This is a genomic window from Halarsenatibacter silvermanii (genome assembly GCF_900103135.1).
Lineage (GTDB): Bacteria > Bacillota > Halanaerobiia > Halanaerobiales > Halarsenatibacteraceae > Halarsenatibacter > Halarsenatibacter silvermanii.
On the sequence record NZ_FNGO01000001.1, the window covers coordinates 59,882 to 82,637 of the forward strand.

The window sequence follows — 22,756 nt, forward strand, 5'->3', positions numbered from 1 at the left end:
TGTTTTGTGATGTACAGCACCATACTGGTTAGATACGGCGAGCTGGGACTTAAAGGCCGAAATTTTGATGAGTTTCAGCAGTCGCTTCTGGATGATATCGAAAGGCGGCTGGGACCCTGTCTGGATTTCAGCTTCGACACCACATACGGCCGTATTTTTATATATCCAGAGGGAGAACTGCTTCACATCGATGATAATATTATCAGAGCTTTAAAATACACCCCCGGAATAGTCAGCTTCAGCCCTGCCATCCAGCTGCCGGCAGATGCCGATCTCGAGCTTTTGGGGGATAAGGGTGTCGAACTGCTGCCTGAAACCGCCCCCGAAGGCGAGCTGACCTTCAAGGTGGAAACCAACCGGGCCAACAAGAAATACCCCTACGACAGCATGGAGATAAGCAAAAAGATGGGAGCCCGGGTGCTCCGGGAATTCGAAGACTCCGACCAGTTCGATTTCGAGGTCGATGTGCATGACCCGGAGATTCTGCTCGAATACGATGTGCGCGATAACGGCATTTTCATCTTCACCGAACGTTACGAGGGGCCCGGGGGGCTGCCGGCCGGCACCTCGGAAAAAGCTCTGCTTCTGCTCTCGGGAGGAATAGACAGTCCCGTGGCCGGCTGGCAGGTCATCAGGAGAGGAGTTCAGCTGACCAACCTCTATTTTCACACGCCCCCTTATACCGGTGAAAGGGCGCTGGAGAAAGTCAGAGACCTGACGCGGGTTTTGGCCCGCTACAACGGACCGACAGATCTTTATATCTCGAATATCACCGGGATCCAAAAACAGATCTGGTCCAATCTGCCCCGCTCTTTTTCCATCACGCTGCTCAGGCGGATGATGATGCGCATCGCCTCCGGCCTGGCCGAAGAGCTGGGAGCAGCTGGAATTGTCACCGGCGACAGCATAGGTCAGGTAGCCAGTCAGACACTGGCCAGCCTCAGGACTATCTCGGCTGCTTCAGAGCTGCCGCTGATGCGGCCGCTTTTGACAGCCGACAAACAGGATATCATCTCTCAGGCTCGCGACATCGACACATATTCGATTTCGATAAGACCTTACGAGGACTGCTGCACCCTCTTCATACCCGACAACCCCATCACCCGCCCCCGATTAAAACGGGTAAAAGAGCTGGAAGAGGATCTCGATATAGATTCTCTGGTGACAGAAGCGCTGAATTCTCTGCAGCGCGAGCAAATCAGCTCCGGAAAGGACACAGGACAGGATGAATAAACAGAATCGATACCGGCGGCTTATCTCTTCTTTTGCCGAAGTCAGACGAATTTCGATCAGCGAAGATGAACCCATGAAAAGACATACCAGTCTGCGCATCGGAGGGCCGGCCGATCTATTCATTGTCCCCCGCCGGCGCGAAGCCGCCCTGGAGGTCTTCAAAAAACTTGAATCAGCTGATATTCCCTGGTCGGTGACAGGAGCCGGCAGCAATCTGCTGGTGGCTGATAGAGGTATAAGGGGAGCGGCAGTGAAACTTTCCGATCTCGATCGGGTTGAGATCGAGGGCAGCTCGATAAAGGCTGAGGCCGGGATTTTGCTGGGTCGACTGGCCGAAATTTCCGCCCGGTCCGCCCTTTCTGGACTCGAGTTCGCCAGCGGTATACCCGGTACTCTGGGCGGAGCAATTTTTATGAACGCCGGAGCTTACGGAGGCCAGATGCAGGATGTCTTAAAAGAGGTAGAAGTTTTTTCGCCGCAGGATAAGCGATCCTACCGGCTGAAAAAAGAAGAGCTCGAGCTTTCTTACCGCAGCAGCCGGCTGCAGCAGGAAGGCTGTATAGCGGTTTCGGCCGTGCTCGAGTTAAGCCGGGGCGAAAAAGAACAGATTCTGGAGAGAATGGCCGAGCTCGAATACAAACGCTGGCTCAAGCAGCCGATGGACTGTCCCAGCGCCGGCAGCACCTTCAAGCGACCGGAAGATGATTACGCCGGACGCCTGATAGAAGCAGCCGGTTTTAAAGGCAGTCGTGTCGGCAACGCTATGGTTTCCCAAAAACACGCCGGCTTTATAGTGAATCTCATAGAAAAAGGCGGCGCAGAGGCCGCCGAGGTGATCGAACTGATGCGCAGGGTGCAGAGAGGAGTCGAGGAGGAGTTCGACATCACTCTGGAACCCGAACCCCGTCCTCTTGGTGATTTTCCCCCGGATGAGTTAACGCCACCTTTTCCGAACGGGACAGCTGTTTGAGGGCATATTCCCGCTTTTGAGCCCCGGAACGGGTATCAAACTCCTCCCAGTAAATGAGGACAACCGGAGTTCGGCCCCGGGTATAAGCAGCTCCTTCACCGGCATTATGCTCTCTTACCCGGCGCTTTAAATCGGTCGTATAGCCCGTGTAGATAGTGTCATCGCTGCAAAGCAGCATGTAAGCGTAATGAGACATCATATTTCGGCATCGAGCCTGAGCAGATCTACAAGATGTTCTTTTTCTTCTTCTATCAATTTATCCAGAGCTTCGGCTGTCGTGCCGGTATTATCCTCCTTCATCTCGGTGTAAAGCAATATAGAGTCTTTTTCGGCCTGAATTGCCATACCGAGGACCTCTTCGAGATCCCGGGCCTCGACTTTTTCTTCTTCGTCGGCCGGAAAGACCGAGAATTCGACCAGAGCTTCCAGATAGGCGCTGACATCGCTGTCAGTCACGTACTCGTCCTCGCGGCCGGTTTCCTGCTGGAAATCTTCCTGCAGCTTTTGAAAGCGCCGGTAATGATCGTTTTCGTCAGCAGCCAGACGCAGGAAAAGTTTTTCAGCCTCGCTGTTATCGGTCAGTTCAGCCTGGTTCTGATAAAAATTCTCGCCCTTCTCTTCGATATCTTTGGCCATCTCAAGAACTTCGTTGAAACTGAAACTTCCTTCTATCATTATCATTAAACCCCCTGTAAATTTTAGACCGGTAAAACCGGTCCTTTTATCCATTTTGAATTTTTCCCATCATAATCTTCTTTAATAAAATTATAGGCAGGAAGATTTTCTCCTGCCTGCATTGTGAGAAATACAAAACTTTAATAGGGAGTGTGAGCAAATTTATGGAACGCAGGAAAGAAATCGAACTGAGCGAAAATGCCGAACAGATACTCAAAGCCCGTTATCTGAAAAAAAATGGCGATGGCGAATTGATAGAAACTCCAGAAGAGATGTTTTACCGGGTGGCCCGAAACATAGCCGAAGCCAATCAAAAATATGATGAACCGGTCGAACCGGCCGCCCAAAAATTTTATGACGTCATGACAGCGCTCGAGTTTTTGCCCAACTCCCCCACGCTTATGAACGCTGATAATGATCTGCAGCAGTTGAGCGCCTGTTTTGTACTGCCCGTGGAGGACAGCATGGAAGATATTTTCGAGGCCATAAAAAATGCTGCCCTGATCCATAAGAGCGGGGGCGGCACCGGCTTCAGCTTTTCCCGTCTGCGCCCCAGAGATGACCGCGTGCGCTCGACCGGCGGCGTCGCCAGCGGGCCGGTTTCCTTTATGCACGTCTTCGATGCTGCTACCGACACCGTCAAGCAGGGCGGCAAAAGGCGCGGCGCCAACATGGGAGTTTTGAGAGTGGATCATCCCGACATCCGCGAATTCATTTCCTGCAAGGAAGATGAGGATGAGCTCAATAACTTCAATATCTCAGTGGCCCTGACCGAGAATTTTATGAAGGCAGTCGAATCCGGAGGAACCTACGAGCTTATCAATCCCCGCACCGAAGAGGCGGTGGCCAGCGAAAACGCCCGGGAGATATTCGAGATGGTTGTCGAAAGGGCCCACGGCAACGGAGAGCCGGGGATAATATTCCTCGACCGCATCAATGAGGACAATCCCACTCCCGCCCTGGGCGATATTGAGAGCACCAACCCCTGCGGCGAGCAGCCGCTTTTGCCCTACGAAGCCTGCAACCTGGGTTCTATCAACCTCTCCCGCATGGTTAAAGGTGAGCCGGGTCAGGCCGGGATAGATTATGATAAACTGGAGGAAACCACCCGTACCGCTGTGAGGTTTCTGGACAACGTCATAGACATGAACGAATTTCCCCTGGCCGAGATCGAGGAGATGGTCCGGGGAAACCGCAAGATAGGTCTGGGAGTTATGGGCTACAGCGATATGCTGCTCAAACTGGGACTGCCCTATGACAGCAAACCGGCGGTGAACACCGCCCGCGAAATTATGGAGTTTATACGCGAGACAGCCCGTTCTGAATCCCACCGGCTGGCGGAAAAACGCGGTCCCTTTCCCAACTATCAGGACAGCATCTACGACAAACCCTACCGCAACGCCACCACGACGACTATTGCTCCCACCGGCTCTATCAGCATCCTGGCCGACACCAGCAGCGGCATCGAGCCTATCTTTGCCCTCTGCTATGAGCGCAACGTGCTGGATGACACCCTGATCGAGGTTCATCCTGTTTTTAAAGAGATGGCGGAAAAGCGGGGCATATTGAGCGATGAGCTGATCGACAGCCTGACCGGTCGGAACTCGATCCAGGATATGGAGAAAATCCCCCGCGATATCAGAGATATCTTCGTCACCGCTCATGATATCAGTCCCGAATGGCATGTGAGAACTCAGGCGGCTTTCCAGGAAAACGTCGATAATGCGGTGAGCAAAACCGTCAACTTCAGAAATGATGCCACCATCGATGATGTGCGCGAGGTCTATCGACTGGCCTACGAGCTGGGCTGTAAGGGTGTTACCATCTACCGCGACGGCAGCCGCTCCGAACAGGTACTGACCACAGATGATTCGCAGCAAAAACCGGCCGAAAAATCCGGTCTCACCAAACGAGAAAGACCTCAAATCACAGTGGGAACCACCGAGAAGACGGAGATCGGCTGCGGCAAACTTTATATTACCATCAACTCAGATGATGTCGGTATCTGTGAGGTCTTTACCACCACCGGCAAGGGCGGCGGCTGTCATGCTCAGTCGGAAGCTATCAGCAGGCTGGCTTCGCTGGCTCTGCGCAGCGGGGTGGCCTTAGAGGAGATAAGCAGACAGCTCAAGGGAATTCGCTGTGAGGCGGCCATGATCAGCGAAGAAGTTCATAACCTCTCCTGTCCCGATGCCATAGGTCGGGCCCTGGAGGATTTTGCCGAAAAAACCGATCGGGACGAGATAAATCTCGATGATATCCTGCACAACTCGGAGATTGTAAAGCAGAAAGCCGCCCGCGCTGCCGCCGGGGGCGAAGATGACAGAGGTGAAAATTCGGAACCTGAATTTTCCGGTTATCAACCCGCCCGTCTCTCACAGGAGCGGACCTGCCCCGACTGCGACAGCCAGCTCGAAAGCGATGGAGGCTGCGTGGTCTGCCGCAGCTGCGGCTGGTCCCGCTGCGGTTAAATACTCAGGGACTAATAAACCCCCGGCGGACTGAGCTCTCCGCCGGGGGCTTTTGATTTCCGGATCTTTTTGGATTTTTAAACAGACGGCTGCAGCGGCGAATTTCGAAGGATTTTATTCTTCATCCAGGAAGGGATAGCCATGATCCCGGGGAGGACGCAGATTTTCCTTGATGGTTCTGGGCGAAAGCCAGCGCATCAAATTCCAGCGGCTGCCGGCTTTGTCGTTGGTACCTGAAGCCCGGGCACCGCCGAAGGGTTGTCGGCCGACCACAGCACCGGTGGGTTTGTCATTTATATAAAAGTTGCCGGCCGCATAGGTGAGCTTCTCGCGGGCCAGATCGACAGCCTGCCGATCACGGGCGAATATTGCTCCGGTAAGGCCATAAGGTGAGGTTTCATCGCAGATCTCGAGTATCTCCGCAAAACTTTCCTCATCGTAAAGATAGATGGTCAGCACCGGACCGAATATCTCCTCGCGCATCGTCCGGTAGCGGGGAGAGTGCGCCAGAATCACTGTCGGCTCGATAAAATAGCCCTCGCTGTCATCATAATCTCCGCCGCAGATTATTTCAGCTTCGTCGGCCTCCCGGGCGTCCTCTATATATTCGGTGATCTTCTCGAAGGCAGCTTCATCTATCACGGCATTGACGAAATTGCTGAAATCCTCGACATCGCCCATCGTCAGATTATCTATCTTCTGCAGAAGCTCCTCCTCCATATCGCTCCAGTAATCCTCGGGAATATAGGACCTGGAGATGGCCGAGCACTTCTGCCCCTGATATTCATAGGCTCCTCTGATAAGGGCGGTCATCAGCTCATCGGGATCGGCGCTCTCGTGGGCGATGACGAAATCCTTGCCGCCAGTCTCGCCCACCAGACGGGGATAGTCGCGATAATTTTCGATATTCTGGCCGACCTGGCTCCATATCTCCCGAAAGGTTGATGTTGATCCCGTGAAGTGGACTCCGGCCAGCTCTTCGCTGCCCAGAATTACAGGTCCTATCTCCCTGCCTTTGCCCGGCAGAAAGTTGATTACTCCAGCCGGCAGGCCGGCTTCCTGCAGAAGCTTAAAATAATAGTAGTTGGAATAGATGGCAGAAGAAGCGGGCTTCCAGACTGCTGTATTTCCGCAGACCGCCGGCGCTCCGGGCAGATTTCCGGCTATAGAGGTAAAATTAAAGGGTGTGACCGCAAATACAAACCCCTCGAGCGGTCTGTATTCGATCATGTTGATCTCGGTCTCGGTAGAAGCGGGCTGATTGCTGTAAAGCTGGCTCAAAAAATAATTGTTGAAGCGGAGAAAGTCGATCAATTCGCAGGCAGAATCGATCTCGGCCTGATGGGCGCTCTTGCTCTGTCCCAGCATGGTCGAGGCATTCACCGTCGCCCGCCAGGGTCCTGAAAGCAGAGAAGCGGCCCGCTCGAAGATACTGACCCTGTCCTCCCAGTCAAGCTGGTTCCAGCTTTTTTTAGCCTCGAGCGCAGCTTCTACGGCCATCTCGGCCTCTTCGGCCCCGGCCCGATGGTAGCGGGCCAGCAGAATGCTGTGATCATGCGGGCATCTTATATCGACCAGATCGCCCGTTTTTACCTCTTCTCCCCCGATGTAGAGGGGAATCTCGATCGGATCCTGTTCTCTGAGCCTGGCCAGCTCCTCCTTCAGCTCCTGTCGTTTTTCGCTGCCGGGAGCATAATCGAGAACCGGCTCGTTTTCCGGTCTTTCCAGCTCGAAAATTTTGTTATTGCCCATAATAAATTTCTCACCTCAGATTGTATTTTTTATGGATCTTCCTGTCTTTAGTTGGCAAATAGGTGCGTCAAAAACCTCATTTAGTTCTACTGTAAGATATAAAGCTGCGTTCACAATGAAATTTTTCACCGGCGGTTCCGGAGAAAAACCCGAGTTTCAATCTGTGTCCTGTCTGAATATCAACAAATCTGTGTAACAACAAAAGCTAAAATAAAACTTTCATACCACGGAAGGCTCCAGGATTAGATCACCCCGCTCAAACCTCTTTAACTCGAGGTCCAGATCGAGCCGCGGCTTTTGATCGGTCATCATTTCGGCCAGAATTATAGCCGTCATGGGCGCTATCATAAAGCCGTGCCCGCTGAAACCGACCGCCATGTAAAAGCCGGGTACCTCCTCGGGCTGATCGATTATGGGCTGATGATCGGGTGTGAGACAATAAAGCCCGGCCCACTGACGCAGCACTCTGAGTTCGGCCAGCGGCGGCAGCAGGTTGACCGCTTTTTCCGCCATCTCCTCCAGAAAATGCCAGCTCGAATTTATGTTTAGGCTCTCGGGCTCGTCCGGATCCCCAAACCCCATGACAAAAGGCCCTTTAGGGGTCTGCTGGCAGTAAATATTATAGGAAAAAGACATGACCATCGGGCCCTGTATCGGTTCGGACCGCTCGGTGACAAGAATCTCGTGTCTTTCGGATTTGACAGGCAGATCGAGTCCGACCATCTCACCCACCTGACCGGCCCTGCCTCCGGCGGCATTAACCACCTGGCGTGTGCTTATTTTGCCGTCCTCGGTGATCACTGCTGCCACCCGGCCCGAATCATCCAGCTCGATATCCAGAGCCCGTGTATAGGTTCTGACATCCACCCCTGCTCTCCGGCAGGCCTTTACATATGCATCCACCACTTTGAAAGGGTCGGCATGGCCATCGGTCGGGCAGAAAGCTCCCCCGACCACCCGGCGGGTGTTGAGATGAGGAACCAGCTCTTCAGCCTCTTCCGGACTGACTTCCCGGGAGGGAATATCCAGGCTTCTCTGCAGCTCTATATTCCGACGAAACTGTTCCATCTCTTCCTTCGAAAAGGCCAAAAGCAGGTAACCCTTCTGCTTGAGACCGATATCATCCTCATAACCGAGCCTGGCCTCCAGGTTTTCAAAGATATCCATGCTGCCCCGGGCCAGCCGGCAGTTCATCTCGGTTCCCCACTGCTGGCGGATGCCGGCTCCGCAGCGCCCGGTGGCGCCGCTGCCCGGATAGGATTTTTCCAGCACCACGATATCATCGCGGCCCTGGTGGGCCAGATTGAAAGCCGTGGCCAGACCGACAACACCCCCGCCGATGATGACAGCTTCGGCTGTATCAACCATCGCTCTCACCGCCTTCAGATCGGGCGGCCAGCACGCCCAGTTCGACTCCTTCCAGCGGCGGCCGACTTACGGGCAGATCGATCTCCTCCTGATCCCGGTCGAGTTCCCGGGCCAGAATGGTCGAGATAAGCTCCAGGCAGGTGCGACCCTGGCAGGGGCCCATGCTCAACCTGGTTTTGCGCTTTATCTCCTCGACAGTGGTATAACCCTCGGCCACGACCTGTTTGATCTCGGCCAGAGTTATATCCTCACACCTGCAGATTATCGTCTCCTCATCCTCCTTTAGTCGTCGAAAATGTCTGGTCCGGGCCAGCCCGTTCTTTTCCACGGCCAACCAGACCACCGGCGTCTTCTGCGCACCCCGGTAGGTATTTACCCGCACCACCTCGGCCCGGGCTGTCTTTTCACCGGCGTGATCGAGAGCAATGACTTCCTCCCCCTCCTGCGGAAGCGGAGTGAATTCATAGGGAAGTCCTACCAGACCTTTATCCTCACTGTAAGTATAGTCCAGCACAAAAGCCGCCAGGCCGGGGCAGGCCGCAATACAGCGTCCGCAGCCGGTACAGGCTTCCGAATCCAGCTCGGGCAGTTCGTTTATATCTTCAAACTCATCGACTGCCTCCACGGGACAGGCATAATAACAGGGGTCGCAGGGGATTTCTTCGAAACATTCAAAAACGGCCACCGGCCCCTCTTCCAGCCGCTCCCGGGAAGGCAGCGCCTTATCGAGCTCAGCTTCTGCAGGAATACCTGTCTTTTTCAGCATCTTTTTTCCTCCTCAAACGGGCGATACCCTCTCTGATTTCGGAACTTATCGGTCCGCCGCGCAGCTCCTCCAGGCCAGACCGGGCCTGCCTGCGGCCTGCGCGAGCTTTTTCGATGGCCCCGGAAAACCGGTCGGTCGGACCGCTCTTTTTTTGGAAAACATCTTCCGCTGCCCGGGCAGCAGACAGCTCTCCCTCCAAAATGGCCGCAGTGGCCTCTTCAACTCCCGCGGCATCCCCGGCTACGAAGACCATCTCGCGGCTGGTCCTCAGCGAGGAATCACGCCAGGGAACGTCCCCACCCAGAAGCGGAGAATAAACCATCTCACAGCCGGCCTGTACAGCCAGATCAACCTGGGGAGAAAGCCCCACCGCCAGGCAGATGGTGTCGACCTCCAGCTCGCGCTCGGTTCCCGGTTCCGGCTGCCAGTTCTCATCTATCTCCTGAATTACCGCACCCTCGACCTCCTGTTCTCCTCTGGCTCGAATGAGGGTATGGCGCGTCAGAACAGGCACTCCACAGCGCCTTATCTTGGTGGCATGAACGGCATAACCGCCCACTTTGTTTTCCGCTTCGACCACAGCTGCCACTCCAATATCAGCCTGCAGAAGCTGATAGGCGACGATCAGACCTATATTGCCCCCGCCGACCATCAAAACGTTTTCACCGGGACGAATCCCGTACTGATTCATCAGTGTCTGCACAGCTCCAGCTCCGTAAACTCCCGGCAGATCATTGCCCGGAAAGGCCAGCATTTTTTCCGAGGCCCCGGGAGCTAATATCAACCGCTCCGGCTTCAGCCTCTTCATTTTTTCACCGTCTGTGTAGGTCAGAACATCATCCTCATAAAAACCCTGGGCCGGCGAACCCAGCAGAATATCTACCTCATCTTTTTGGGAAAGTTGCTGACGAAAATGTTCGGCTATCTCAATGCCGCGCATTCCGGCATACTCATCATGAGCGCCGAAAAATTTATGGGTCTGCTTTACCAGCTGCCCGCCCAGAAAATCATCGCGCTCGAGCAAGACAATATCTTCCAGCCCCAGCTCAGCAGCTTTGAGCGCGGCCGCCAGACCGGCCGGTCCTCCGCCGACGATGGCCAGATTGCACTCTCTCAACGACTATCACCTCTATTCTCTCTCTGCTCTTCAACCACCATGCCCTCCTCGACCCTGGTGACGCAGGTTTTGACATTGCGGCGCCCGTCGACGATCATATAACAGGACGAGCAGTTGCCGATGGCGCAAAAAAAGCCGCGGGGACGATCATGGTGAAGGCTCTTTTTAAGCTCTCTGACCCCGGCAGCATGGAGCGCTGCTGCTATGGTCTCTCCGCGATAGGCCTCTATCTCCTCATCCTCATAATAAAATGTGATCTTATCCTTCTCCGCCCGCTCAAAATCCAGCACCGGATGATCTTCTATTCTCATATCTATAACACACCCCTTTTCCCGATCCCGCCTCAGCAGTGTTAAATCAGCATCAGCAGCTTCAGCTCCGCTGCAGATGCCCGGTTAAAAAGCTCTATAAGTAAAATTAAATATTAAAACGGAAAAACCTTGTTGAAGAATGAAAATTTTCGCAGCTGGAGATCGGATTCAGTTTATCGAAAAAGTCGACAAAAAGGTTTGGACATAGGGGGAAAATGAGTTATAATAATATTAAGCTGGCACAAATGATTATGGATACAATTATAAGCTGGCAGAGGAGGCATAAAACATGCTCGATTATGAAGGAATTGCTGAACTTTTGGGAGAAGAGGCTGAATTTCTGCTCGAACACGAGAGTACGACCTATCCCGGAGAAAAATTGGTGGAGCCAGGACCGGATGTGGTGGACAGAGTTTTCGCCCGCACAGATCGCTCGCCTCAGGTATTGAGAAATCTGCAGAGCATCATCGATCACGGCCGCCTGGGCGGCAGCGGCTATATCTCTATTCTGCCTGTCGACCAGGGTATAGAGCATTCGGCCGGCGCCTCTTTCGCCCCCAACCCTGATTATTTCGATCCCGAAAACATAGCCAGACTGGCCGTCGAAGGAGGCTGCAATGCCGTCGCCTCGACCCTGGGAGTTCTGGGCAGCGTTTCCCGACAGTATGCCCACAAAATTCCCTTTATTGTGAAATTAAATCACAACGAACTGCTCAGCTATCCCAAACGATATGATCAGATCTTCTTCTCAAGCGTGGAAAGAGCTTTCGAGCTGGGAGCTGCCGGTGTGGGGGCCACAATTTATTTCGGTTCTCCCGAAAGCAACCGTCAGATCCAGGAAGTAGCTGAAGCCTTCGAATATGCCCACGAACTGGGTCTGGTCACCGTACTTTGGGCCTATCTGCGCAACAGCGAATTCAAAACTGAGGAAGAGGATTATCACTCCGCTGCCGATCTAACCGGTCAGGCCAACCACCTGGCCTCGACACTTGAAGCCGACATCGTCAAGCAAAAACAGCCGGAGACGAACGATGGCTATCGCGAGCTCGATTTTGGCCGCACCGATGATCTTGTTTATGAAGAGCTGACCTCCGACCATCCCATCGATCTCACCCGCTATCAGGTGCTCAACTGCTATAACGGACGCATCGGCCTGATCAACTCCGGCGGCGCTTCAGGTGAAAACGATCTTGAGCAGGTTGTCAGAACCGCTGTCATCAACAAACGAGCCGGCGGTATGGGACTTATAACCGGACGCAAGGCCTTCCAGAAACCGATGGAAGAAGGTATAGAAATACTCAACAGCATCCAGGATGTCTATCTCTGCGATGAAATAGATCTGGCCTGATCGGCGGTCGGATTTTCATAGATGAGTAAAAAGCTTCTTTGATGCTCCAGCTGGATTTCCGGCCGGCAGCGAGCGCTGCCGGCCGGTTATTAGTTTTTATTTTTCTCGCGAAGATCACGAGCCAAAAAATAAATGATAATAATAGCTGGAAGATCCAAAATACCAGGACTGCAAACCCCTATCGGGAGATGATACCATCACAAAAAATACCGCCGAGGTAAAAATACCCCGGCCTCTTTACAGGGCCAGGATCATTGAGAGACCGAATCGCTTTGTACTCGACTGCAGATGCTGTTTTACCGAAAAAAAGCGCAAAATCTATCTGGCCGATCCGGGAAGGCTGCCGGAGATAGCCGTTCCCGACCGCATGATATACTACCATCCGGCCGAAAAATCGGATAGAAAAACAGAGGGCACGGCCGTGCTGGCCGCTGTTGGCGATACTCTGGTCTCGATCAATTCTCATCGGGCCAATCGCGTGGCCGAACTGGGCCTCAGAACGGGTGCTTTCAGCCAGCTCGAAGAATGGCAGCTGCAGAAGAGCGAGTTCAGCTGGGGCAGCTCTCGTTTTGATTTCCTGCTGAAAAGAAAGGAGATGATAAAAGAAGTTGAAAAAGATGATGAGAATCAAAAAGAAAAAGGTGAAAACCGGCTTCTGCTCGAGGTTAAAAGCGTCACCTGGGTGCGAGAGGAGATCGCCTGCTTTCCCGATGCAGTGACCAGCCGGGGACGGCGTCATGTGGAGGAGCTGATCAGATGGCAGCAGGAGACCGGGGGCAGAGCCATGGTTCTCTTTCTTCTGGGCAGGAATGATGCTGCCAGCTTCCGGCCCTGCCGGGAGATAGATCCTGACTTCGCCGACAGCCTGAAGTCAGCTCGGGATGCAGGCGTGATCATCTCCGCCTACAGATCCCGGGTCAGCTTAAGCGGCATCAGGCCGGGTGAAAAGCTGCCCGTAAACTGGCAACAGGAGTGAAAATATTGGCTGTAAGATATAAAGCGAAGTGATACTCGAAATTTTTCGAAACTCAGGTTGAGCCCATGGCCAAATAATAGTGTCCCCGGCTCAGGATATGCCGGGCTGAGCGTGTGCTCAGGGACAAGCTTTTGCGAAGGGAGCGCAATTTTTGGACGAAAACTTCACTTAAACAGAGGAAAAATTTCATTGTGAACGAAGCTTTATATCTTACAGTAAAACTAAATGAGGTTTTTTACACACCTTTTAACCAGCTGAAGACAGGAAGATCCACTACTCTTTGCCCTCGAGAAGCGGGACGAATCTGACCGGATTTAGTTTCCGGGTATCATAGCGCCCGCCTCCCGTGCGTTTGACCAATACCAGCTGCTGTTGAAATACTTTGCGGCTGATCGGAATTATCATGCGGCCGCCTATTGCCAGCTGTTTTTTTAAATGATCGGGGATTTTTCCGGCAGCCGCGCTGACTATGATACCATCGAAAGGGGATTTTTCCGACCAGCCCCGGGTTCCGTCTCCGTGCTTTATCTCCAGGTCATACCCCAGATCCTTGAGATTTTTTCTGCTCATCTCGACCAGCGAACTGCGGCGCTCCACCCCGTATACCTCTGCCGCTATCTCAGCCAGCAGGGCCAGCACATAACCGCAGCCGCTGCCGACCTCGAGCAACCTGTTATCGCCTTCCGGCTTTATCTTCTCCATCATATAGGCGACAATATATGGTTGACTTATGGTCTGTTCCTCACCTATGGGCAGGGGGTGATCCCGATAGGCCTTATGCCGGTTTTTTTCGGGCACAAATTCATGGCGGGGGACCTGTCTGAAAGCTTCGAGAATTTTTCCATCATCTATGCCCCGTCTTTTTAGCTGGTTTTCGATCATCTCTTCCCGGGCCTGCCGATACTTTTCTCGCACTGATCTCGCCCCTTTCTGATAGTTATTCATCCACATGATATTATTCTCAGAGCGAAACTCCTTCAGCTGAGGGAAGCAGTTTTCTCGGAGCCCTCCTCAAACTGCATCTCATAAAATCTATAATAGTCCCCGCCCCGGGCAACCAGTTCCTTGTGACTGCCTCGCTCCTTGATGCGGCCGTCTTCGACAAAAAGTATCTCATCTGCATCTACTATAGTAGCCAGCCTGTGAGCAATAACAAAGGTTGTTCGGTGCTCGGTCAACCGCTCTATAGCCTCCTGTATCAATTTCTCGGTCTCGAGATCGACGGAGGAAGTGGCTTCGTCTAAAATCAAAATCTGCGGGTTTTTCAAAAATGCTCTGGCTATAGATACGCGCTGCCGCTGGCCGCCCGAAAGCCTGAGCCCTCTCTGTCCGACCTGAGTATCATAACCTTCCGGTAGATCGTTGACTATAAAATTGTGAGCATTGGCAGCCCGGGCAGCTTCTATTATCTCATCTTCATCAGCCCCCGGTTTACCGTAGGCGATATTCTCGGCCACGCTGTCAGAAAATAGATAGTCATCCTGCATAACCATGGCGAAAGCACTTCTCAGCTCACGCACGGAAAAACCCCTGATATCGCTGCCGTCAATTCTGATCGAACCGGAGTCGAGCCCGTAAAGACGGGGCATCAGCCTGACTATCGTCGTTTTACCGGCGCCGCTGGGACCGACCAGAGCTATCGTCTGCCTGGGGTCAGCCGCAAAGGATACTCCTTTCAGAACCTGTTCTTCCTCCTCGTAACAAAAATTCACGTCTTCAAATTCGACTCTGCCTTCAAAGCTGGGCGGTTTGGGCACGCCGACAGATTCGCTTTCAATCTCCGGTGTTCTTTCCATATGCTTATAATAGCGCTCCATGCTGGCAAAAAAGCGGCTCAAATCCTCGGTCATGTGGACCATTCTCAAAATAGGAGCCCGGAACTGCTGAAGATAGGCATAAAAAGAGACGATAGTACCGACTGTGATCGTACCCAGCGCGGTGAGATACCCGCCAAAACCTAGCACAATCAGCACTCCCATGCTGTTTAAAAGCCGGGACCCGGGAAAGAGCAGACTGATATATTTTATGGCATTGAGCCTTTTATCGGTATGCTCCTGAGTGGTCTCCTGGAATCTCTCCAGCTCTTCCCTCTCGCTTACGAAAGCTTTGATAACCTTGATGCCGGCCAGATTATCCTCGAGCCTGTCGCTGATATCAGCTTTAGCTTCGCGGGTCTCGCGGAAAGCTTCGTGCATCCGCTGGATCAAAAGCCGCGAGAATATATAAAGAGCCGGAACAAAGATCAGGGTAACAAGCGTCAGGGAGACGCTCATATAGAGCATTATCAGCACGGTACCGCCGATGAGCACCAGCGAATTGATCACAGCTTCCGGGCCGTGATGTACGAACTCCTGCAGCTTGTTGAGGTCGTCAATTATCCGGGACATGAGTTCGCCGGTTTTCTTGCGATCATGAAAATTCATCGATAGACGCTGATAGTGCTGATAGAGATCATTGCGCATATCCCGCACGCTTTCCTGAGCTATGCGGTGGCCGTGATATATGGTGTGTTTTCGGACCAGCGCTCTGGCTATGAATATGACCAGAGCGGCTCCCACCAGCATCCCCAGGCGGCCGAAATTCTGGTTCGGAATGGCTTCGTCGATAATTTCGCGCATTATCAGAGGCGGTATCAGCAATAATACCGCAGCTACAATATGCAGAAACTGGACTTTGATAAAATCATTGCGGTAATTCTTCAGATGAATGCGATAAAATCTTCCCAGCATCTCTTTATAGGTATAATCATAATTTCCTTCATCACTGCTAGCGTCTTCACAAGCGGACAAATATATCCCCTCCTAAAATACAGGAAAGTTTCAATCCTGCAGAATTGCATTATACCATATCGACAGCATAACAACAAACAGATCAGATCCCGAACTCATCAGGAGGAGCCTCGCTGAGCCCAAAGTTATGCAGAATTCCCTGCAGAATTCTTTCCGAGGCTCTCCCATCCCCATAGGGGTTGGGACGGGAGCGCACCTCGCGGTGAAATTCATCATCTTCCAGAAGCCGCCCGGCTGTCTTGAGTATACTCTCTTTATTTGTTCCTGCCTTCAGCACTGTGCCGGCCCTTATAGCCTCCGGCCTCTCGGTATTATCGCGCATCAGCACAACCGGAACATCCAGAGCCGGAGCCTCCTCCTGAATGCCTCCCGAATCTGTCAATGCCAGCCGCGCCCGGGACATAAGAGAGATAAAATGACTGTAAGCCAGCGGTTCGGTGAGGTGGACGTTTGCCTGATCTTTGAGCAGAGCCTCTGCCGGCTTCTGCACGCCCGGATTTAGATGCACGGGAAATACCACCTCAACCCGCTCATATCGAGCTGCCAGTTCCCGAACCCCGGCAAAAATTTTCTTCATCTTCCCGCCAAAATTTTCGCGCCTGTGGGCGGTCAGCATGACGAGATCGATCTCATCCGCCGCGGCCTTATTCTTCAACAACTGCAGCCGGGGAGGGAGTTCAGGATCCAGGCCGGCTATCCTCTGCACGGCATCTATCACGGTATTACCCGTGACCAAAATCCTTTCCTCTTCGATGCCTTCGGCCCGCAGATTATCGCGGCTGGCGGAGGTAGGAGCGAAATGCAGCTCGGCCAGAGCGTCCGTCAGCTGACGATTCATCTCCTCGGGAAAGGGAGAATAACGATCGTATGAGCGCAGCCCCGCCTCCACATGCCCCACCGCAATCTGCTGATGGTAGGCGGCCAGCGAGGCAGCCAGGGTTGTGGCGGTGTCGCCGTGAACAAGAACCAGCCCGGGATCATGTTCGGCCAGCACCCCGCGCAGGCCCGCGAGCACCCGGGCGGTCAGATCGCTCAGATGCTGATCTTCTTCCATCAATTCCAGATCTATATCGGGTGTGAGCTCGAAACTGACCAGCATCTGGTCAAGAAGCTCCCGCTGCTGCCCGGTGACCGTGAGAGTGTGATCGAGTCGGGAGCTGGATTCTATCTTCTCTATCACCGGCGCCAGTTTGACCGCCTCGGGCCTGGTGCCAAAGATGGACATAACCTTAAACTTTTTTCGAGCTGTCACCTCGCCGCCTCCTTTCTGAGGTATCCTCCCTGCCCTGCCAAAACCGGTCTGGCCCTGAGCGGGAGTTCATGATAAAATTAAAGTGCCGAGGAGAGGACAAAAATTAAGGGGGTAAAATCCATGGGTATTTTTTATAATTTTCCAGCCGAAAAAGACATGCAGTGCGATGTTAAGCTCTTTGCCTCCGAAAAAATATATGATGAGATAGAGGACACAGCCCTCAATCAGCTTTTAAGCGCAGCCACCCTGCCGGGAGTTACAGCAGTGGTGGGCATGCCCGATCTTCATCAGGGTTATGGGCTCCCCATAGGCGGAGTTATGGCCTGTTCAACGGACGGGCCGGTTTCCCCGGGAGCTGTCGGTTTCGACATAAACTGCGGTGTGAGGCTTATAAGAACCGGCATGCAGGCAGATGAAATCGAAGGAAGACGCCAGGAAATCCTGCGGATGCTGTCCGGAACGGTGCCTGCCGGATTGGGAGAGGGCTCAAGCTTAAATTTTTCGCGCTCCGAATTCAGAGAGGTACTCGCTTACGGCGTATCCGCGCTTCCCGGGCTGGGTCTGGCTCCTGCTGACGCCGGTCAAAACTGCGAGAACGAGGGTTTTATGGCCGGAGCCGATCCCGATTCAGTCCCCGGCAAAGCCGTAAACCGGGGAATCGACCAGCTGAACAGTCTGGGCTCCGGCAATCATTTCGTCGAGCTGCAGGTTGTTGCTTCCACCGACGATAACCTGCCTCTGAACGAGGGCGAGCTGGTCATCATGCTGCACACAGGTTCCCGGGGGCTGGGCCACGAAGTCTGTAAAAATTACTCCCAGCAGGCCAAGGATAAAGCTCATAAATACAACCTGAAATTTCCCCGCAAGAATCTCGCCTATTTTCCGGGGCAGAGTTCGGAAGCTGAACATTATCTCAAGGCTATGAGGTGTGCGGCCAATTTCGCCTATGCCAATCGGGAACTGCTCATGCGCAATCTGGAGGAGACCTGGCGCGAATACTTTCCTCACAGCCGCCTGGAATTGTTTTACGATCACGCTCACAATATCGCCCGTCGGGAGACTCATGTGATCGAAGGGGAGGAGCGTGAGGTTTTGATCCACCGCAAGGGAGCAACTCACCTGCCACCCGATGGTATAGCGCTCATCCCGGGATCGATGGGCACTGCCAGTTATGTGGGGCTCTCGATGAACAGCGAACAGACCGGGCTTTCGCTGGAGTCGGTAGCCCACGGGGCCGGCCGCAAAATGAGCCGCACCCAGGCCAAAAAGACAATCTCCTATGACCGGCACCGCCAGAGCATGGGCGAGGTCAAAAGCACCTCCTCCAGCGGCGAAAATATACTCGATGAATCGCCTCTGGCCTATAAGGAAATAAGCGATGTTATATCCTCATTAACCCGCAGCAATCTGGCCTATCCGGCCGCCCGACTCAAACCGCTGGTCGTTTTAAAAGGATGAATGCTGCACCAGACATAAAGCTCCATTCTCAATAAAATTTTTCCTCCGCATAAACTATAATAACATCTTTTCCGGTCTCTGAATAGAGCTGATCAGGAGGGAAAATAGCTGCAGAAGTTAAAATCACAGCAAAAATCGCAAAAATCCGGCGGGCTTTAAAACCCGCCGGATGTTAATTTTGACCTGCAGCTGTAAAAAACCGATCAGACCGGCTGTTATTCGAGAACTATCGCAGCCTCCGGTGCATAAACGTTGAAGGTGAATGTCTCAAACAGGAAGAGATCTAACTCTTCCGCGCTGCTGTCGCGATAGCCCAGCGAGAGATCCTGACCCAGCACCAGTTCGAAGTCATCGCCTGCTGCCAGCAGGACTCCGCGATCATCGAGCTCGGGAGCATAGATGATTTCGGAACCGACCAGATCCTCAACTTTGCGATAAAGCGGATAACCGGAACCTTCCAGTTCGTTCAGCAGCTGATAGAGTCTATCACCCAGCACCAGTCTGTAAGGTCCGGGAACATTTTCCAGATCCAGGGTGCGTCGCGCTTCCCAGATAGCGGATAAAAATGCACTTCTATCCTCTTCTACCTCGATAGCATCATGTTCGGAAGAAGGCAGAATTCCTTCTATCTCAGCTTCAGCCATACCTTCGAAAATAGCTTCGTTTTCAAGCCGGGCTGCTTCTGCTGCAGCTTCCCGTACCGGATCTACTTCAGCGTCCTCGGCACCGCGCAGGAAAGCCTCTATTTCAGCTCTGTCCACGGTTAACGGGATTTCCATCTCTATCATGGGGCATGATTCTCTGCAGCTAAACACACCGGTGAGTTCTTCCCGGCGGCCGGTATTGACAGCAGCCTTTTCCAGTCCGTGAGGACCGGAAACCTCGACTACTTTGCGTCCTTTCAATCTATTTTCCAGAACTTCCAGGGCTTCTTCGTCCAGAAGCTCCCAGGCTTCTTCCGGAATTGGCGCCAGATCTCTGTTCAAAATATCTCCCATTTTTTATCTCCTCCTTAGTCTAAATCGCCTATGCCCAGCGAGTTATCGCCGGCGGATTCATGTTCATCATCATGATCGTGGTCTTCGCCCTCTTCTATCTCGGTAATCTCCTCTTCAGTGAAAAGAAATTCGCGGAGATGCTCATCCCAGACTTCGCTGTTGCGCCGCAGCCATTCCAGGCCCATGCAGGCATGTTCGATCTCTTCATCCCTGTTATGGGCAACTATGTTCTTTACGGATTCGTCTTCGGTGGCGGTAGCCCGCTGATTGTACCAGTTAACTGCCTCCAGTTCTTCGATTACGCTTTGAATAATCCGGTGATATTCAATGGCTTCCTGGTCAAGATCCTCTTTGTCCTCATGGAATTCTGCCATGTTATTACCTCCCTTGAAATTTGCCTCTATCTTTCATCCAAAAAAATTACTGCTCCGGGTCAAATTTACCCTCTGCATATTTCCGTCCATTATAAAATATAACATTTTGTGGTCAAAATAGCAAGCTTTTTGGCTCATTGACAGAAGGGGTTGTTTTTTGCAGTATTAATCACCCTGGATAAATTCTATTATCAGCTCAACCGTCTGTCGCCGCTGCTCGCTGCCGCTGATCTCAGCCTTTCCGTCGCCCCCCTGCTCTCCGTACTGTCCGAAACCAGCATGGTTGGCTCCCTCCAGCTCTTCCAGGCGAGCATCCGGGGGCAGAAGCTCTTTTCGTTCCTGCAGGCGCTCTCTGTCAATAACCTCATCCTCGCTGCCGTAAAGCGAGAGAACATCCAGATCTTTTTCCGAAATATCGGCCGACTGCCGCGGATATGAAGCCAGCAAAATCAGAGCCTCCACATCTGCAGGCCGGCTGCGATCTATAAAACGCACGCCCATGGCCCCTCCCAGCGAATGACCGGCCAGAACCCAGCTCTCTATCTCATCGTGAGCTTCGATTATTTCTCCGGCTCTGCTCCAGTTCAGCACTGCCATCTGAAAGGGCATTTCAGCCAGAATAACTGGATAGCCCTCTTCTGCCAGGCTCCAGGCCAGGCCGGCATAAGCTGCAGCCTCGACCTGGGGGCCGGGATAAAAAATTATGCCCCTGCTGTTTTCCAGCCTTTCCCGGGGCCAGAATTTTATCTCAGCTTCGGTCGCGGCCACCTCTATATTTTCATCCCCCTCGAGATAGCTATAGACTTCCTCCTCAGGAGGCAGGCTCTGACGCAGCCAAAAATATATGCCGCCGATTATTACTATGACCAGAAGCCCCAGCACCAGCAGGACTTTGGGCCTTAAAATTTTATCGATTATCCTCTTCATCATTTTCATCAGGTTCGGATTCCCCGGCAGAAGAAATTTGCGCCTCCGGCTCCTCCTCTTCATCATTGATGTTTATCCCCAGAACATTTACATTCACGGCTTTGACTGTAACCCCCGTCATTTTCTCCAGGGCATTTTTGACCCTTTTCTGCACCTGATAACTGACCTCAGGAATATTGACCTCAAACTCCATGATAACTTTGAGGTTAACAATCACACCCTCTTCCTGTTCCTCGATGCTGACCCCCCGAGAAAGATCGCTGCGACCCAGCATCTTGGCTATGCCTCCCGTAAAACCGCTGCTCATAGCAGCCACGCCCTCGATCTCTGTGGCAGATATGCCGGCCACTATTTCCAGCACTTCACCGGTGATTTCGGTATCTCCCAGATCCGAATCGTTCATCTCTACCATAAATCATCCCTCCAGACTTCTGTAAAGCTCATCGTAACTCGCGGCTGAATTATTCCAGCTGAAATCCTTTTTCATCACTCTCTTCTGCAGCTTTTCCAGCTCTTCACGATCATGGCCCAGTTCGGCAGCTTTTTCGAGCGCTGTCAGCAGAGCTTTGGGGCTGTATTCTGAAAAGGTGATGCCGGTGCCGCCCTCCTCATCATAGGGTTTTACTGTATCCTTGAGACCGCCGGTTTCACGGACTACCGGGACGGTACCATAGCGCATCGAGATCATCTGTCCCAGGCCGCAGGGCTCGAACTGCGAGGGCATCAAAAAGAAATCGCTCCCGGCATAGATGCGGCGGGCGAGGGTGAAATCGTATTTGATGGCGGCGGCGACCATATCGGGATATTTTTCTGCCAGAAGCTGCAGATGATTTTCATAGCGGCCGCGGCCGCTGCCCAGCACCACGAATTGAAAGCCCAGATCGACTATCTCACTGCCGATTCCCTCCAAAAGCTCGATACCTTTTTGATCGACCAGACGGCTGACCATGCCCAGCAGCGGTCGATCATTCTCCCCGGCCAGCCCCATTTCTGATTTGAGCCTGCGGCGGTTTTTGCGCTTACCCTGAAAATTATGGCGGTCATATGTGGAATAAATTTCCTCATCTTCGGCCGGGTCGAACTCCTGATAGCTGATGCCGTTTACTATCCCTTCCAGATCATCGCTGTTCATGCGCAGGGCGTAATCAAGACCCTCTCCGTACTCGGAAGTCTGAATTTCCCGGGCATAACCGGGGCTGACTGTAGTTATTTTGTCGGCGTATTCTATACCCGCCTTCATAAAATTAACCATTCCATCATGTCTTATACGGCCGGAATGCCAGTGATCCCAGTCGACTCCCAGGGTGTCATCTATAATTCCGGGTCCGAAAGTTCCCTGATAGCGGAGGTTATGAATTGTAAAAACGGTTTTTATATCGCTGTAAAAATCAAAACTGCTGTAATTCTCTTCCAGCAGCAGCGGCAGTATTGCCGTCTGCCAGTCGTGGCAGTGGATGATATCCGGCTGAAAATCTATTTTGGGCAGCATCTCGAGTACCGCCCTTATGAAAAATGTAAACTGCACGTGCCTATCGGGGCTGTCATAGAGTGTTCCCCGATTAAACTTTTCTTTGTTGTCGATAAAATATACAGGCACCCCGCCCTGCACCGTCCGATTGACACCGGTGTATTCCTCTCTCCAGACTACCCGGGTGCGGAAATGCAGCAGGTGCTCGAGCCGGCTGCGGTATTTGAGCGGTATCTGATCATATTCCGGCAGCACACAGCGGACATCATGGCCCTGACGCCGAAGCGCCCGAGGAAGTGACCCAACTACATCTCCCAGGCCTCCCGATTTTACAAAGGGCGAAGCCTCTGGAGTCACATGAAGTATGTTTAATCCCTCATCACTCATAATTAAATTCCTCCCTGCTGGCGGCAGGAAAAAACACTGCTTCCATACCGCTGCCGCCCTGGTCTGAATATAAGGTTCTGATAGTGATCTTATGCGATAACTATCGACCGACTGCC

General features: G+C 52.8%; 21 protein-coding genes. 6 read left to right on the plus strand and 15 right to left on the minus strand.

The features are described 5' to 3' along the window. Positions 1 to 9 precede the first annotated feature (9 nt). Entirely contained in the window at positions 10 to 1,233 is a 1,224-nt protein-coding gene (thiI, locus tag BLT15_RS00275) for a tRNA uracil 4-sulfurtransferase ThiI (RefSeq protein ID WP_159429737.1), read from the plus strand. Then, positions 1,226 to 2,203: a UDP-N-acetylmuramate dehydrogenase gene (murB, locus tag BLT15_RS00280; protein WP_089757526.1), complete on the plus strand. Its 978-nt coding sequence runs from the start codon at positions 1,226 to 1,228 to the stop codon at positions 2,201 to 2,203. Before thiI ends, murB begins: the two co-directional genes overlap by 8 nt. Here the strand turns inward: murB and BLT15_RS00285 are convergent. Both BLT15_RS00285 and BLT15_RS00290 read right to left on the minus strand, forming a co-directional pair. After that, a complete protein-coding gene (locus BLT15_RS00285) occupies positions 2,118 to 2,402 on the minus strand; it encodes a GIY-YIG nuclease family protein (protein ID WP_089757528.1) in 285 nt (94 codons plus the stop codon). The genes murB and BLT15_RS00285 overlap by 86 nt on opposite strands. Next, a complete protein-coding gene (locus tag BLT15_RS00290) occupies positions 2,399 to 2,878 on the minus strand; it encodes a ferritin-like domain-containing protein (RefSeq protein ID WP_234985444.1) in 480 nt (159 codons plus the stop codon). The genes BLT15_RS00285 and BLT15_RS00290 overlap by 4 nt, the downstream gene beginning before the upstream one ends. A gap of 164 nt (positions 2,879 to 3,042) precedes the next feature. On the opposite strand from BLT15_RS00290, the gene BLT15_RS00295 reads away from it, so the two are divergent. Next, positions 3,043 to 5,349, plus strand: a complete 2,307-nt coding sequence (locus BLT15_RS00295; protein WP_200769651.1) for a vitamin B12-dependent ribonucleotide reductase — start codon at positions 3,043 to 3,045, stop codon at positions 5,347 to 5,349. A gap of 114 nt (positions 5,350 to 5,463) precedes the next feature. Here the strand turns inward: BLT15_RS00295 and pruA are convergent, their stop codons facing one another. From pruA to BLT15_RS00320, 5 genes are all read right to left on the minus strand, one after another. After that, positions 5,464 to 7,101 (minus strand): L-glutamate gamma-semialdehyde dehydrogenase, encoded by a 1,638-nt coding sequence (gene pruA, locus BLT15_RS00300; protein ID WP_089757530.1) that lies wholly within the window; start codon positions 7,099 to 7,101, stop codon positions 5,464 to 5,466. A gap of 219 nt (positions 7,102 to 7,320) precedes the next feature. After that, a complete protein-coding gene (locus BLT15_RS00305) occupies positions 7,321 to 8,469 on the minus strand; it encodes an NAD(P)/FAD-dependent oxidoreductase (protein ID WP_089757532.1) in 1,149 nt (382 codons plus the stop codon). After that, positions 8,462 to 9,235, minus strand: a complete 774-nt coding sequence (locus BLT15_RS00310) for a (2Fe-2S)-binding protein (protein WP_089757534.1) — start codon at positions 9,233 to 9,235, stop codon at positions 8,462 to 8,464. The genes BLT15_RS00305 and BLT15_RS00310 overlap by 8 nt, the downstream gene beginning before the upstream one ends. Continuing rightward, positions 9,201 to 10,352, minus strand: a complete 1,152-nt coding sequence (locus BLT15_RS00315) for an NAD(P)/FAD-dependent oxidoreductase (RefSeq protein ID WP_089757536.1) — start codon at positions 10,350 to 10,352, stop codon at positions 9,201 to 9,203. The genes BLT15_RS00310 and BLT15_RS00315 overlap by 35 nt, the downstream gene beginning before the upstream one ends. Next, positions 10,349 to 10,663 carry a (2Fe-2S)-binding protein gene (locus BLT15_RS00320; RefSeq protein WP_089757538.1) on the minus strand — a complete coding sequence of 105 codons (315 nt, stop codon included), beginning with the start codon at positions 10,661 to 10,663 and terminating at the stop codon, positions 10,349 to 10,351. The genes BLT15_RS00315 and BLT15_RS00320 overlap by 4 nt, the downstream gene beginning before the upstream one ends. Positions 10,664 to 10,952: 289 nt before the next feature. Between BLT15_RS00320 and BLT15_RS00325 the strand changes: the two genes are divergently transcribed. Together BLT15_RS00325 and sfsA are read left to right on the plus strand one after the other, a co-directional pair. Next, positions 10,953 to 12,011 (plus strand): class I fructose-bisphosphate aldolase, encoded by a 1,059-nt coding sequence (locus tag BLT15_RS00325; protein WP_089757539.1) that lies wholly within the window; start codon positions 10,953 to 10,955, stop codon positions 12,009 to 12,011. Between the two features lie 223 nt (positions 12,012 to 12,234). Then, entirely contained in the window at positions 12,235 to 12,987 is a 753-nt protein-coding gene (gene sfsA / locus BLT15_RS00330; protein ID WP_268762207.1) for a DNA/RNA nuclease SfsA, read from the plus strand. Positions 12,988 to 13,260: 273 nt separating this feature from the next. On the opposite strand, the gene BLT15_RS00335 is transcribed toward sfsA, so the two are convergent. From BLT15_RS00335 to wecB, 3 genes are all read right to left on the minus strand, one after another. Further along, positions 13,261 to 13,932, minus strand: a complete 672-nt coding sequence (locus BLT15_RS00335) for a protein-L-isoaspartate(D-aspartate) O-methyltransferase (protein WP_200769652.1) — start codon at positions 13,930 to 13,932, stop codon at positions 13,261 to 13,263. Between the two features lie 32 nt (positions 13,933 to 13,964). Next, entirely contained in the window at positions 13,965 to 15,776 is a 1,812-nt protein-coding gene (locus BLT15_RS00340; RefSeq protein ID WP_089757542.1) for an ABC transporter ATP-binding protein, read from the minus strand. Positions 15,777 to 15,858: 82 nt separating this feature from the next. Continuing rightward, on the minus strand, positions 15,859 to 17,028 hold the full coding sequence (gene wecB / locus BLT15_RS00345) for a non-hydrolyzing UDP-N-acetylglucosamine 2-epimerase (protein WP_282549715.1): 1,170 nt from the start codon (positions 17,026 to 17,028) through the stop codon (positions 15,859 to 15,861). Positions 17,029 to 17,148: 120 nt separating this feature from the next. Between wecB and BLT15_RS00350 the strand changes: the two genes are divergently transcribed. Then, positions 17,149 to 18,486 (plus strand): RtcB family protein, encoded by a 1,338-nt coding sequence (locus BLT15_RS00350; RefSeq protein WP_089757544.1) that lies wholly within the window; start codon positions 17,149 to 17,151, stop codon positions 18,484 to 18,486. A gap of 215 nt (positions 18,487 to 18,701) precedes the next feature. Here the strand turns inward: BLT15_RS00350 and BLT15_RS00355 are convergent, their stop codons facing one another. From BLT15_RS00355 to glgA, 5 genes are all read right to left on the minus strand, one after another. Beyond that, positions 18,702 to 19,484 carry a family 1 encapsulin nanocompartment shell protein gene (locus BLT15_RS00355; protein ID WP_089757546.1) on the minus strand — a complete coding sequence of 261 codons (783 nt, stop codon included), beginning with the start codon at positions 19,482 to 19,484 and terminating at the stop codon, positions 18,702 to 18,704. A gap of 14 nt (positions 19,485 to 19,498) precedes the next feature. Further along, positions 19,499 to 19,858, minus strand: coding sequence for an encapsulin-associated ferritin-like protein (locus tag BLT15_RS00360; protein ID WP_089757548.1), 360 nt, complete (start codon positions 19,856 to 19,858; stop codon positions 19,499 to 19,501). 165 nt (positions 19,859 to 20,023) lie between these two features. Then, positions 20,024 to 20,794: an alpha/beta hydrolase gene (locus BLT15_RS00365; protein WP_159429738.1), complete on the minus strand. Its 771-nt coding sequence runs from the start codon at positions 20,792 to 20,794 to the stop codon at positions 20,024 to 20,026. Beyond that, on the minus strand, positions 20,766 to 21,197 hold the full coding sequence (locus BLT15_RS00370; RefSeq protein WP_089757551.1) for an Asp23/Gls24 family envelope stress response protein: 432 nt from the start codon (positions 21,195 to 21,197) through the stop codon (positions 20,766 to 20,768). The genes BLT15_RS00365 and BLT15_RS00370 overlap by 29 nt, the downstream gene beginning before the upstream one ends. A 3-nt stretch (positions 21,198 to 21,200) precedes the next feature. Continuing rightward, positions 21,201 to 22,640 carry a glycogen synthase GlgA gene (gene glgA, locus BLT15_RS00375; protein ID WP_089757553.1) on the minus strand — a complete coding sequence of 480 codons (1,440 nt, stop codon included), beginning with the start codon at positions 22,638 to 22,640 and terminating at the stop codon, positions 21,201 to 21,203. Between the last annotated feature and the right edge of the window lie 116 nt (positions 22,641 to 22,756).